This window comes from Corynebacterium sp. TAE3-ERU12 (assembly GCF_019209905.1).
In the GTDB taxonomy this organism is placed as follows: Bacteria; Actinomycetota; Actinomycetes; order Mycobacteriales; family Mycobacteriaceae; genus Corynebacterium.
This window is the reverse complement of record NZ_JAHUTM010000002.1, coordinates 28,300-41,784: the sequence shown is the minus strand read 5'-3', so window position 1 is coordinate 41,784 and position 13,485 is coordinate 28,300. Positions and strand designations below refer to the sequence as shown.

At 60.4% G+C, this 13,485-nt stretch carries 10 protein-coding genes and 1 tRNA gene; 6 read left to right on the top strand and 5 right to left on the bottom strand.

Features of this window, described 5'->3' with window-relative positions:
- The first annotated feature begins 47 nt into the window (after positions 1–47).
- Genes KRX51_RS06540 through glpK form a run of 3 tightly spaced genes read left to right on the top strand, consistent with a single transcriptional unit; the run spans position 48 to position 3,847 of the window.
- Complete coding sequence (locus tag KRX51_RS06540) at positions 48–1,814, top strand: acetyl/propionyl/methylcrotonyl-CoA carboxylase subunit alpha (RefSeq protein WP_218362346.1); 1,767 nt, start codon at positions 48–50, stop codon at positions 1,812–1,814.
- 19 nt (positions 1,815–1,833) lie between these two features.
- Entirely contained in the window at positions 1,834–2,274 is a 441-nt protein-coding gene (locus KRX51_RS06535; RefSeq protein WP_218362345.1) for a GNAT family N-acetyltransferase, read from the top strand.
- A 55-nt stretch (positions 2,275–2,329) separates the two neighbouring features.
- Complete coding sequence (gene glpK / locus KRX51_RS06530) at positions 2,330–3,847, top strand: glycerol kinase GlpK (protein ID WP_255549544.1); 1,518 nt, start codon at positions 2,330–2,332, stop codon at positions 3,845–3,847.
- Here glpK and KRX51_RS06525 read toward each other — a convergent pair.
- Both KRX51_RS06525 and KRX51_RS06520 read right to left on the bottom strand, forming a co-directional pair.
- Positions 3,844–5,595 carry an ABC transporter ATP-binding protein gene (locus KRX51_RS06525; protein WP_218362344.1) on the bottom strand — a complete coding sequence of 584 codons (1,752 nt, stop codon included), beginning with the start codon at positions 5,593–5,595 and terminating at the stop codon, positions 3,844–3,846. The two genes, glpK and KRX51_RS06525, sit on opposite strands and share 4 nt — an antisense overlap.
- A gap of 5 nt (positions 5,596–5,600) precedes the next feature.
- The gene (locus KRX51_RS06520) at positions 5,601–7,406 is read right to left on the bottom strand and encodes an ABC transporter ATP-binding protein (protein WP_370625057.1); all 1,806 of its coding nucleotides are present in this window, start codon (positions 7,404–7,406) and stop codon (positions 5,601–5,603) included.
- A 122-nt stretch (positions 7,407–7,528) separates the two neighbouring features.
- On the opposite strand from KRX51_RS06520, the gene KRX51_RS06515 reads away from it, so the two are divergent.
- Positions 7,529–7,601, top strand: a tRNA-Arg gene (locus KRX51_RS06515).
- 595 nt (positions 7,602–8,196) lie between these two features.
- On the opposite strand, the gene KRX51_RS06510 is transcribed toward KRX51_RS06515, so the two are convergent.
- Positions 8,197–8,589 carry a hypothetical protein gene (locus KRX51_RS06510; RefSeq protein ID WP_218362343.1) on the bottom strand — a complete coding sequence of 131 codons (393 nt, stop codon included), beginning with the start codon at positions 8,587–8,589 and terminating at the stop codon, positions 8,197–8,199.
- 271 nt (positions 8,590–8,860) lie between these two features.
- On the opposite strand from KRX51_RS06510, the gene KRX51_RS10335 reads away from it, so the two are divergent.
- A complete protein-coding gene (locus tag KRX51_RS10335) occupies positions 8,861–9,241 on the top strand; it encodes an SdpI family protein (protein WP_218362342.1) in 381 nt (126 codons plus the stop codon).
- Between the two features lie 1,163 nt (positions 9,242–10,404).
- Positions 10,405–10,653: a hypothetical protein gene (locus KRX51_RS06500; protein ID WP_218362341.1), complete on the top strand. Its 249-nt coding sequence runs from the start codon at positions 10,405–10,407 to the stop codon at positions 10,651–10,653.
- On the opposite strand, the gene gcvT is transcribed toward KRX51_RS06500, so the two are convergent.
- Both gcvT and KRX51_RS06490 read right to left on the bottom strand, forming a co-directional pair.
- Positions 10,654–11,763 (bottom strand): glycine cleavage system aminomethyltransferase GcvT, encoded by a 1,110-nt coding sequence (gcvT, locus tag KRX51_RS06495; protein ID WP_218362340.1) that lies wholly within the window; start codon positions 11,761–11,763, stop codon positions 10,654–10,656. It lies immediately after the preceding gene.
- A 63-nt stretch (positions 11,764–11,826) separates the two neighbouring features.
- Positions 11,827–13,482, bottom strand: coding sequence for a cation acetate symporter (locus KRX51_RS06490; protein ID WP_218362339.1), 1,656 nt, complete (start codon positions 13,480–13,482; stop codon positions 11,827–11,829).
- Positions 13,483–13,485 lie beyond the last annotated feature (3 nt).

The following is a 13,485-nucleotide window of genomic DNA, read 5'->3' as shown; positions in this document are numbered from 1 at the left end:
TGACCTGTGGAACAATGAACGAACCCACCCATAGCTAAGGAGGGTTCGTGACCTCACAGTCGGACCGCACCATCAGCAAAGTGCTCATCGCCAACCGTGGCGAGATCGCCGTGCGCATTATCCGTGCCGCCCGCGATGCCGGCATCACTTCTGTCGCCGTGTACGCGGAACCGGATGCCCACGCCCAGTTCGTCCAGATGGCCGATGAGGCTTTCGCGCTGGGTGGCCAGACGTCGGCTGAGTCATACCTGCGGGTGGACAAGATCATCGACGTCGCCATTAAGGCCGGCGCCGATGCGGTCCACCCCGGCTATGGGTTTTTGTCCGAGAATGCCGATTTCGCCCAGGCTGTCGTCGATGCCGGGCTGACCTGGATCGGCCCGCCCGCGGAAGCTATCCGCGCCCTGGGGGATAAAGTCACCGCCCGCACTATGGCGGTAGAGGCCGGCGCCCCGATGACACCAGGCAGCCCCGGACCGGTGGATAGTGCCGCCGAGGTGGTGGCCTTCGCCAAGGAGCATGGCCTGCCGGTGGCGATTAAGGCCTCCTTCGGTGGCGGTGGCCGCGGCATGAAGGTCGCGCACACTATCGAGGAGATCCCGGACCTGTTCGAGTCAGCCACCCGTGAGGCAGAGGCGGCTTTTGGTCGCGGTGAGTGCTTCGTGGAGCGCTACCTGGACCGGGCCCGGCATGTGGAGTGCCAGGTGCTTGCCGACGAACACGGCACGGTGATTGTGCCATCAACCCGTGACTGCACCTTGCAGCGCCGTTTCCAGAAGGTCATCGAGGAAGCCCCCGCCCCGTTCCTCACCGAGGAGCAGGACCGTCGCTTGCGTGAATCCGCGAAGCAGCTGTGCCGCGCCGCCGGTTACCGGGGTGCGGGCACTGTGGAGTACCTGGTCGGCTCTGATGGTTTGATGTCATTCCTCGAGGTCAATACTCGTTTGCAGGTGGAGCACCCGGTGACTGAGGAAGTCACCGGCATGGATCTGGTGCGCGCCCAGTTCGATATTGCCCAGGGCAAGCCGCTGGAGATCACCGAGGACCCGGTTGTGCGGGGCCACGCTTTCGAGTTCCGGATTAATGGTGAAGACCCGGCGCATGATTTCATGCCCGCGCCCGGCACCATCACCAACTACCGCGAGCCGTCTGGGCCTGGGGTGCGGGTGGATTCCGGTATCCGCGAAGGCGATATCGTCGGCGGGCAATTCGACTCCATGCTGGCCAAGCTCATTGTGTGGGGCCCGACCCGCGAAGAGGCGCTGCGCCGGGCCACCCGGGCGCTGGATGAGTACACCGTCGCTGGCCTGGCCACAATCATTCCGTTCCACCGCGCGCTGGTGGAGCACCCCGCCTTCGTCGGCGATGGCGAATCCTTCGATGTCTACACCCGCTGGATTGAAGAGGAATGGGACCAAGACCTGCCCGAGCAGGACTCCACCCCGGTTGCGGACACCTCATTGCCGCCGCAGACCATCGTCGTTGAGGTCGATGGTCGCCGCGTTGAGGTTGCTCTTCCCGGGGAGATCGATCTCAGCGGCGGAGCACCGCGTCGGAAAGCACCGAAGCGTCGTTCCGGTGGGGCTGCATTGGCTGCCTCCGGTAATGCCGTAGTGGCGTCGATGCAGGGCACTGTGATCAAGGTGGAGGTCGAAGAAGGCCAAGAAATCGCCGAGGGTGACGTGGTGTGCGTACTTGAGGCTATGAAGATGGAAAACCCGGTCCGTGCGCACCGCGCGGGCACCATTACCGGCCTGGCTGTGGAAGCCGGCTCGGGCGTGGGCAAGGGTGACGTACTCGTGGAGATCACCTAACCAAGGGAAGGTACCCGCCATGGACCCGATCGAACTCAACGCTGGCCGCTTCTACCTGCGCCCACTGCGCCATGATGAGCGTGTGGACGACACCGTTGCGCTGGGTAAGGCGCATGGCCGCGCTGTCACGGAGGAATATATCGCCGATGCGCACGCCGATTTTGCGGCCGGCCGGGTGTTCCGTTGGGCAGTCTGCGAGCAGGCCGACGTGGAACTTATCGGCGAGGTCATTGTGACCCCGGTGGACGAAGACGAGGCCGAGATTGTGGTCTATGCCGCCGGCGACCCGAAGAGGGTTATTGAGAACGACGATCCGACAGTGGAGCCGGTGACGGTATCCGAGGGCTGCACCGCAGCGAAGGACACGGTGCGCCGGTGGGTGGAGCAAAGCCTTGGCCGCAAGGCTGTAGCGCCGCGCCCCTACCCCGGCCGCCAGGGCGAATCGCGGCCGGTGAGCTAGACCCGTGCGTATCCCCGGACAGTTCACCTCCCAGCTGGAGACCCAGGCGCGGGCCCTGTTTAACCGTGGCGGCGGGTCGATTATCGCCGCCGTCGACCAGGGCACCACATCCACCCGCTGCATCCTGTTTGACCACAACGGTGAGCGCGCTGGGCTGAGCCAGCTGGAGCACCGGCAGATCATGCCGCGGCCCGGCTGGGTGGAGCATGACCCCCGCGAATTGTGGGCGAATACGCGCCGTGTGCTTGCCGACGTCACCGCCAACTCGGAGCACCCCGCTACCGATATCGCGGCCCTGGGTATCACCAACCAGCGGGAAACCACCGTGGTGTGGGATAAGGACACCGGTGAGCCGGTGTATAACGCCATCGTGTGGCAGGACACTCGCACCAGTGAGATGTGCCAACGCCTGGAGCAGGAGGTCGGCTCGGAACGGATCAGCCGGGTGACGGGCCTGCCGATTTCGACGTATTTCTCTGGGCCGAAGATCGCCTGGATTTTGGATAATGTCGACGGGGCTCGAGAGCGGGCGGAGAAGGGGGATCTGCTCTTCGGCACGGTGGATTCTTGGTTGGTGTGGAACCTCACCCGCCGTGATGGCCGCGCCCTGCACGCCACCGATGTCACTAATGCTTCGCGCACCATGCTGATGAACCTCGAAACCTTGGAGTGGGACGAGGAACTGTGCAACGCGATGGGCATTCCGATGTCGATGCTGCCGACGATCGTCAGTTCTTCGCAGTACCTGGGTAAGGTGCGCTGGTCCGGACCGGTCAGTGGCGTGCCGATTGGCGGCATCTTGGGTGACCAGCAGGCCGCCACCTTCGGCCAGGCGTGCTTAGAGCCTGGTGAGGCGAAGAATACGTACGGCACCGGCAATTTCTTGCTGCTCAATACCGGCACGGTGCCGCAGCGCTCCGATCATGGCTTGATCACGACGGTGGCCTACCGCATCGGTGAGGAAATGCCGGCCTATGCCCTCGAGGGTTCTATTGCGGTGACGGGCTCCTTGGTGCAGTGGCTGCGCGATAATTTGGGTCTCATCCCGAATGCTCCGGCAGTTGAGACACTGGCCGAGACGGTGGAGGATAACGGCGGCTGCTTTATTGTGCCGGCTTTCTCCGGGCTATTAGCGCCGCATTGGCGCCCTGATGCGCGCGGCGTGATCGTCGGCCTGACCAGGTACGTCAATAAGGGTCATATTGCCCGTGCCGCCCTGGAGGCCACGGCGTACCAAACCCGTGAGGTTGTCGAGGCGATGAATGCCGACTCTGGTGTGCCCTTGTCGACGCTGCGGGTCGATGGCGGCATGACCGGCAATGACCTGCTGATGCAGTTCCAGGCCGATGTGCTCGGTGTTGATGTCACCCGCCCGGTGATTACCGAAACCACCGCCCTTGGTGCCGCCTACGCGGCTGGTCTTGCGGTGGGATTCTGGGAATCAACCGACGAGATCCGGACAATGTGGCGGGAGGACTGCACCTTCACGCCGAAGATGCCGGAATCCGAGCGGGACCGGCTTTTCAGCCGTTGGGGCGACGCGGTGCAACGTACATTGGACTGGGAAAGCTAGCTGAGGCGCCAGCCCTGGGCGGCACTGCGGCTGCGCCAGAATTTTTGGTACGTTCCTCCGCTGCGGAGCAGTTCGTCATGCGTGCCCACGCCTTCAACGCGACCATCGGCAGTGAACTGCACAATCTGGTCCGCGCGAGCGATCGTGTCGAGTTTATGGGCAATGACGATCAGAGTGGCGTGCTCGCGTAGCTTCTCCGTAGCGGCGATGATGTTGTCCTCATTTTCGGGGTCCAAGGCGCTGGTGGCCTCGTCGAACAGCACAATCGGGGCTTGTTTCAGCAAGGCACGGGCAATGGCTACGCGTTGACGTTCACCGCCGGAAAGAGCACGACCGCCCTCCCCTACTGGGGTGTGCCAGCCCTCGGGGAGCCGGTCCACGATCTCGGTGACACCGGCTAAGCGGGCGGCCTCCTCGATCTCTTCGGTGGTGGCGTCGAACTTACCCACCCGGATATTGGCCTCGAGAGTGTCGTCGAAAAGGTAAACGTCCTGGAAGACCATGGAAAGCTGGCTCATTAAGTCTTCGGTGGTGAGTTGGCCGATCTCGACTCCACCAACTTTCACCGCACCGTAGTCAACCTCGTAGAAGCGGCTAATAAGACGGGCAACGGTGGTCTTACCGCAGCCGGACGGGCCCACCAGGGCGCACATAGTATTCGCCGGGACCTGGAAGGACACGTCGCGAAGAACGGGGGTGTCTTCCTCATAGCCGAATGTCACGTCGGCAAGCTCCACGGACCCTGGAGTGGGCTGCTGCGCGGACGTTTCCGGCTCAGGTAGCGGCTTGGCGGTGAGGATGTCGTCGAGCCGGTCAGTTACGCGGCGACGTTCCTCCATGGCCAGCGTGGCTTTCACGATGGTATCCACCATCTGGGTGAAACGAAGCGCCATGCCAATGAAAACCAGCCCCTCAATGGGACTCATGGCACCGGAGAGCGTCAACCAGGCCGCAATAATGATGAGCAGCACGATGACGATCTGCGTGAAAACGGTACCGACGACAGCGCCCGCGGCTTTATAGCGGCCAGACCTTTGCAGGCTGCGGTACCAATTCTCATTGGCCTCAAGCAGCTCGGGATAGTTGGTGGATTGACCGGTGGCGCGCAAAGCCTGCTGGCGAGTGGCGAATTCAATAACGCGGTTGGAAAGCTCGTCGGTGGGTGGATCGGCAATACTGTCCGCAGTTTTTGACCACTTGGTATTCAGCGTGACCAGCAGCGCGAACAGCGGGATGGAGAGGAGCATGACCAGGCCAAGGCGCCAGTCCCAGAGGAAAGAACCGATGATCACCACAATGATCGATACGGTATTGCCGACCAGCGTCATTGTGGTGAGGGCCAAGATTTCACCGGCCATCATCAGTTCCCCGGATACGCTGCGCGAAATGGCGCCCGCGTTGGCCTTGGCGAACCACCCCAGGGGCAGTCGAGAAATCTGGTCGCCGACCAGGCGATGCAGATTGTTCATGAAATTCATCGCCATGGTGTAGCCGACGAACTGACGCATCAAATAAGCAACGGCGCCCACGATGGCGAGTACCGCCAGAACAATTACCCAACCGACGAAGCCAAGGCCTAATACTTCCTCACCGGTGGCTAAGGCGGTCAGTGCGGGCAGTAACGCAACCAGACCAAGGCCTTCGGCGATGCCCACAGCAACTCCCCAGCGAACCAGGCGGTTGACGCCTTCGGGGTCGCCGGAAAGCCGCTTGGCTACCTGGACGGCATTAAAAGAAGCCACATTCATCGCGATTACTCCTGCTCTGCTCCACGAACTTCGGCGGCTTTCCACAGTCGCGCGTAGCCGGGGTGGTTTTTGAGTTCACCGTGAGTGCCGGTAGCCACAACGCGGCCCCGGTCGACAATGACGATCTGGTCGGCGCCGATAATCGACTCCGGCCGGTGGGCAATCACCAGTACGGTACGGCCCTTTACAAGCGTGGTCAGGGCTTGCTGAATATCGGCCTCGGACTCGGGGTCAGTAAATGCGGTGGCTTCGTCAAGCAGCAGGATCGGAGCATCCATAACGAGGGCGCGCGCAATCGCGATGCGCTGCTGCTGACCACCGGAAAGGTTCGCGTGCTCGCCGACGATGGTGTCGAAACCGTCGGGCAGGGCCTCTATGTCCTCGAGAATCTGGGCGGCGGCTGCGGCGGCGCGGACTTCCTCATCAGTGGCATCGGGCTTGCCGAGGGTGATGTTGCGGCGAACCGAGGCCCGAATAAGCTGCGGGTCCTGCAAGACGAATGCGATCTGCTGGTAGAGGGTCTCGGTCGTCATTTCGGGCAGAGGCACCCCGCCGATGCGGACCTCCCCGGCGTCGGGATCAGCGAACCGGGCCGCAAGCGTTGCCAGCGTGGACTTGCCGGAGCCGGATGGGCCGACCAGTGCCGTCACGCTGCCTTGCGGGCAGGTGAAGCTGGCTTGATCGACGGCGAGGGTATTGCCGTAGGAGAAGGTGACATCATCGAAGACGATGTCGTGGCCGTTCGGGGTGGTGTTGGTGTCGGACTCGGGCAGTACTGGGATTTCAGTGGTCTCCACGATGCGCACTGCGGCACCGGAAGCTAGCTGGTAGGCCCACATATTGCCACCAAGATCCTGGATTGCCTGAGGCAGTATCAGTGCGATGAGGGTTGTCACGACTACCTGGTTAGCTTCGACCCAACCGACGTGCACCATCCACCCGCCGACACCGAGATTGACCAGGAGCACCATCGGCACCGCGATAATCGCCATCGACAGTGACGACAGCACCAAATTTTCCTGTGCCCACGCTCGGTAGTGGCGGGAAAAAACGTCGGCAGCTTCCTGGTAGCGGCGATGGGCCTTACCGACGGCACCGAAGGCCTTAACGACGGTGATGCCGGTGACGAACTCGACCATTGTGGAGGACACCCGAGACAGGTTGGCGTCAACCTCCAGGGTCTTTGTTCCCATATCCCCCATCATTCCCAGCATCATGAGCAGGTAGACAATATTGAGGGAGATGGTGAGCAGCCCTAGCCGCCAATCAATGACGAAGGACAAAATGATGAGGCCTAGCGGCTTGATGATCGCTTGGGTGGAATCGACTGGCAGGTGTGCGATGAGGGTGTGGATGAGGCGGAGGTCATCCATAAGAGCCTTGCGCACACGCCCGGAATTGTTGGTGGTGAACCAGGCCAACGGGGCTTCGCCAAGGCGGTGCACCATCTGCTGACGCACCTCGTTGGAGAACTTCGCATCGGCCTTATGGGCGACGGTGCTAGCGAAGAAGGTCACGACGGTGGCGGCGAGGAAAGCGATGATCAGGATAAGTATCCAGGTCCACACAGCACCGTCATCGAGGGGTTTATTCCCAGCGGCGTCGAGGAAGATTCCGCCGAGTTTCCAGATGGCGACGAACGGCATGATGCCGAATAGTGCGCCTACTGCAGCGAGGAGGCGGGCGATGATGAGATCGCCGCTAATCGGCTCCATGAGCTTATGCAGTGCTTGTTTGGCATGCTCGCGGTCAGCTTTAGCCTTCGCAACATCCGACTGAGGTGGACTGTCTTGAGATAGTGCAGTTGACACGCGTATGCGCCCCTCTCTACTGCAACGACGACTACCTCACGACAGTAACATTTAGGTTAGGCATACCTCTAGTGGTGCGGGTTCGAAAGTACAACTATAGGTGCGATATTGTTCAAAGCACTGCCCTAGTAGCTCAGTGGATAGAGCACGGCTCTCCTAAAGCCGGTGTCGGAGGTTCGATTCCTCTCTGGGGCGCAGAAAACGGACTCCACTCCACCTAGCCATTCCCTTTAGGGAGGCCGGGAAAGCTCTCGAGCCATCTCACTTGTTTGTCGCTGAGGCTTTACGTCGATGACGAGCGTCTTGTGGAGAACCTCAAGTTGGAAGCACTGAAGCGAAAGACGAGTATCTCTAAGCTATTCAAAGGGTGGGCCACTACTTGGCTCAGAGAAGAAGCTGACCAGGGGGACGAGCTAGAACTCAACTGAAATGAACATATATCCCATCGGATTTCTATCGACCTTACCGGGGAACGGTGGATCATGCTGTTGGGCGCTGGAATCAGGGCGGTGATGGACGGTCCGGTGGTTGTATCAGCGATGGGTTCCGGGGAGGGAAGGGACGGTGCTCTGTGGCCGGGTAGGGGACGCGGGTGATGAGACGGAGAGGTGTTCTTCTGAAGCGGTGAACGCTCACTGCCGGTGCTGAGTTCGGCCTGCCGGACAGGCCGCGACACAGTCCTTGTCGCGCCTCGGCGGATCCGAAAACAGGCGCATGTCGCCAACTGACTGCGACCACGAAGGGGGCTGCGAGTGAGCGGTACGTGGCTCCGGTTCGACTACTGCATCGGCTACTGCTCGATGTCGACGACAGCCGAACCGGGCACGGAAGCGCGGAGCTGCGAATCTGCTACCGCCTCGCGTCGGTACGGAGTTCCCGGTTTCGGGCGCGTCCTTGAGAGTGTCGGAACGTGACCGCCGGAGGACTCGTCCCGGTGACCGTTGTGATGCTCGCGCACCGTCGAACAGGCGGATGCGAAGCTGCCTCCACCTGTTCCCGCTGAAGCAGATCTCGGTGCCGGTCGAGGAGACTGTGCGACGCTGCACCGGTCGGTGGCAATGACGGCAGCCAGGCTCGGCGCGTCGGGCTGCACACGGGACTCGAGGGCTTGGCAAGCCTCTTCGGCTGCCTGACAGACCATGCCGATGACATCACCGACGAGTTCCTCCGCTCGATGATCCACTTCCCCTGTTGTTCGCTGGCTTCGGGCTCCATACCGAATTGCCCGCCTCTTGGTTGGCCCACAGGCCCGCGCCTTGGTGACTGGCGTTACCGCCCGCGTTTTCACCCGACTGCGCCTACCCGGGTCACGGCCCCGGCTCAACTACACACTCCCAAACGCGAAGAGGCAGTTAAACACGTCCTGCCAACAGAAAAATCCACTCCTAGACAACATGTGACATCTAAGGTAGGCATAGGACCCACACCAAAAATTCGTTCACAAAAGGACAACATTGGAACCTTCAGGCTACATATCCCTCGCGATAGGAAACTTCCTTCTTACGATTCTATCGTATGCAATCGCAAAGGCATCCTTAAGCGGAAACTTAACGAGAAATTCCGCACTGGGAATTCGAACTAAACATACCACGCTTTCCGATGCCGCGTGGGACGCAGCACACAAGAAAGCCGCACCCTACCTAATGGCATCTGCCATGGTCGGCGCAGTGGCAATAGTAATAGATATCACATTCCTTCTAATTTTCAAATCGTCAACCTCCGATTACCACGATCTACTCATAATTACCCCGATTATGGGATTTGTTATACAGGTAGCTGTTCTAATATGTGCAGCACTTTCCGGTAACCGTGAAGCCAAAAGGTACGCAAACTGATTCAACAAGTCGCGCGACACTGTTTTCCCATAGTATTCCATCCAGAAGTTTCTCAACGGAAGAAGTTCTTCAGCTCCTTCTTGCAGGAACAGGTCCAATGGCTTCCGATAAACTCGTTTCACTCCTCGGGTTCGACCAGGATAGGCCCGAAGCTGCTGCATCTTTCTCTAATTGCAAACAGAAAGGTGATGAGGATAATTTCTCTAGTTCGACTTCTTATGTCAAAAGTACGAACGTTTCGAGTTCTGGCTAGTCAACTATAGATAATGCATCAGTTGGTTAGATCCCAACAACATCTATTGCTTTTCAGTGGACGAAGTACAATCTATGGCAGGCATCGACAGTCGCATCGCCAACAAGGGGCCTCTTTGACGGATCGGGATAGCTCGGTAAATCGTAGCCAGATAATTGAGCCGTGTCGGACTTGTTGAGTAGATTGATTTCGAAATCCGCCGTAGGAACATAACCAAGCCCGGATTTTTCACTAAGCAGGTTCAGTAGCCTGATTTCAGGTCCGTCGACACCGACGGCGGTCGTTCGAACCAGTGCCGGGGCTGGGATCCGTTTGAATGTCGGTGGGACAGGGGCAGAGATTCGGGGCAGGGTAAGTCGACGGTGTAGGCCAAGGGTTGGATCACACCAGCGTCAGAGCCAGGGATCAGAATCTCGCGAGTCAGCCCGCCCTGCTAAACCACTACACCTAGCCAAATCCTTCCCCGACGCCATAAGCGGTTTCACACGCAACCGGCCCGGCTTTCACGAAGCGTTAAATCGACTTGCGTGCTGACTTGCGGCTTCAAACGCATCGTGCCGAACTTCCAGAGCGTGGCATAATTATCTACTCGTGTGACATGTGGCCATGAGCGTGATTCATGGGACGCTCGCTCGAATCACTGGCAGATTTCGATCATGCACGCCGCGCTGAGAGTATTCCTGGTGTCAACGCAAGGGGCGTGTATTCAAACCACACGCACCAAGGCTTGCAGATGAGGTAGCCCACGTGCGAGACCGTCTCGTCCAGGCCATACCAGCGACCGAAAAGCACATTAACTCGTTGTAGGGCACACAGCGTGGGGTAAGTACTTAAGTCTCACCGATAACAAACGTCGCTGGTTGGATTCCTACCTAGGGCGCTCTGTCCCCCGCGTGCAATAATGTGCGCCATGACTGCGCGCACTCCTAAATTCACTGACGCTGCTGGCCAGCCGGTGCACACCGACATCATTGAAGAAAATGGTCAGCTGCGCCTGCAGCTGCGCAATGGTGACGGCGAGCAGATTCTGCTGCTGAATTTCTATGACGCGCGCCAACTCGCCGCAGCGTGTGAGACCTTCCTCAACCAGCGCTACGGCGCGGCGACGACGCTGGACGACAAGACTGTCGCCAACGATCGTCGCCAGATTTTTGGTTAATTAGCGCTTCTTGCGGCTGTAGAACGGCATCGGGGAAACCGTGCCGACCTTATCTCCAACGGTGACCTTGGTGCCGGTAGTGGACATCCACTTATCCAGGTAGGCCATGGCAATGGGCTGCTCCAGGGTCGGGCTGACAATCGCCGAGGTGATGTAGCCGACCTCGTTGCCCTCATCGTCGGTAAGCACATCGCCTTCTGCCGGTGCGGTATCGCCTTCGAAGGTGAGACCGACGAGGAGACGGCGCGGCTCCGGCTGGTTAATCAGCGCATTGCGGCCAATGAAGCGGCCCTTGGTGGGGCTGATCAGCGCGGCGAAACCGGCCTCTAGCGGGTTGTGTTCGCGGGAGAGTTCCTGGCCGTAGAGCGGCATGCCGGCCTCAATGCGCAGGGTGTCGCGGCAGGACAGGCCACACGGACGGATACCGAGGTCCTTGCCTTCCTCCAGAATGGTCTGCCAGACCTTCGTGGCTTCTTCGGCGGGGACGAACAGCTCGAAGCCATCCTCACCGGTGTAGCCGGTACGCGAAACCAACGTCGACACCTCACATACATCGAGGTGGGTGCAGGAGTAGTACCGCAGACTCGACACCGTCTCCTTAGCGTCCTCGCTAGTCAGACGCTGCATCAGCTTTTCCGCCTTCGGGCCCTGGACCGCCAGCAGCACAACGTCCTGGGAGAGGTTCACCAACTCGACGTCATAACCGCCGACGCGCTCCTCCAAGGTCGCGAGCACATCGTCACAATTGCGGGCATTTTGCACCAGCAGGTAGGACTCCGCGGCCAGGCGGTAGGCGATGAGGTCGTCGATAATGCCGCCATCTTCCTGCACCATCATCGTGTACTTCGCCTTACCCAGTGCGATGGGCTTCATGGCGGAGATCAATGAATGGGCAAGGAAGGACGGGGCGTCGGGCCCGGAGACCCGAATCTCGCCCATCTGGGACAGATCGAATACACCGACGGTTTCGCGGACGGCGCGGTGCTCCTCCTCCGGGGAACTGTAGTGCATGGGCACTTCCCAGCCACCGACAGTGGCGAGGTGGGCGTCCATCGCCACATGTTCGTTGTACAGCGCGCTGTGGCGAATCTCGGAACCAGTGTCGGTCATGGGTACAGAACCTCCGTGTGAGCCGTGGTGAATCGTCTCTATCTTATCGGTCACCGATAAGCACTAGTGATCGACCGCCGCCTCAGTACCCACACCGGTCAGGGAGCGGACTTCCATCTCGGCGGCGAGGTCGTCGAAATCATCCGGCTTGCCGACGAGGGTGCCGATAATGCCGGCGAGGAAGGCCAACGGGATAGCGACCAAGCCCGGTGACGTCAGCGGGAACCAGGCGAAGTCCATATTCGGCAGCATTGCCTTGGCGGCACCGGAGACCGCCGGGGAGAAGGCGATGAGCACCAGGGACCCGATGACGCCGGTGTACATGGAGGCCACTGCGCCGGTGGTGTTGAAGCGTCGCCAGAACAGGGACATCAGGATGGTCGGCACATTCGCGGCGGCGGCGATGGCGAAGGCCAAAGAGACCAGGAAGGCCACGTTCTGGCTCATCGCGAGGATGCCCAAGACGATGGCGGCTACGCCGAGCACAACGACGGTGATTCGAGACACGCGCACCTGCTCAGCCATGGTGGCCTGGCCGTTGCGGATAACTCCCTGGTAGAGGTCCTGGCCGACGGATGCCGAGGCCGTAATGGCCAGGCCCGCGACAACGGCGAGCACGGTGGCGAAGGCGACGGCAGAGACCACGGCCATGAAGATGGGGCCGGCGAGTTCGAAGGCAAGCAAGGGGGCCGCGGAGTTCGCGCCACCGGGGGCGGCGAGGATACGGTCCGGGCCGACCAGTGCGGCGGCACCGTAGCCGAGGAACAGGGTCAGCAGGTAGAAACCACCGATAAGCACGATGGCCCAGGTCACAGACTTACGAGCTTCCTTGGCGCTGGGGACTGTGTAGAAGCGCATGAGTACGTGCGGCAGGCCGGCAACACCGAGGACCAGGGACAGACCCAAGGAGACGAAGTCGAGCTTATGCGCGAGGTCGCCGCCGTATTTCAGGCCGGGCTCTAGGATTGCGCGGGCGTCGTAGCCTGCTTCTTTGGCAGTGTCGGAGGCGGCGTGGGTGTTAACCGCGTTTTGCAGCAGCTGGGAGAAATTACCCTTCACGCCCCAGAGGATGATGATGGTCATGATGATGACCGCGGCAACAAGCAGCACGGCCTTAATCATCTGCACGTAGGTGGTTCCCTTCATGCCGCCGATGAGCACGTAGGCGATCATGATGACACCCACCACGGCGACCACAACGGACTGCCAGATCGGTTCGTCAATATTGAGCAGCACGGCGACGAGGGAACCTGCACCGGCCATCTGTGCGACCAAGTAGAACAGGGTCACGAACAACGTGGAGATAGCAGCGGCGGTACGTACCGGCTTCTGGCGCAGTCGGAAGGACAGCACGTCGGCCATAGTGAACTTGCCGACGTTACGCAGCGGCTCGGCGACGAGCAGCAGGGCCACCAGCCAGGCAACGAAGAAACCAACTGAGTAGAGGAAGCCGTCGTAGCCGTTGAGTGCGATGGCACCGACGATGCCCAGGAAGGACGCCGCGGAGAGGTAGTCGCCGGCGATAGCGAGACCATTCTGGGTGCCGGAGAATTGGGCGCCACCGGTGTAGAAGTCGGAGGCTCGTTTGGTGCCGCTCTTGCCGACCTTGGTCACCACGGTCATGGTGGCCACGATGAAGAGCACGAAGACCGCGATATTGAGGATCGGGTTGCCTGCTGAGGCCGGGTCATTTTCGGCAAGGAAGATGACGTTATTCATGGC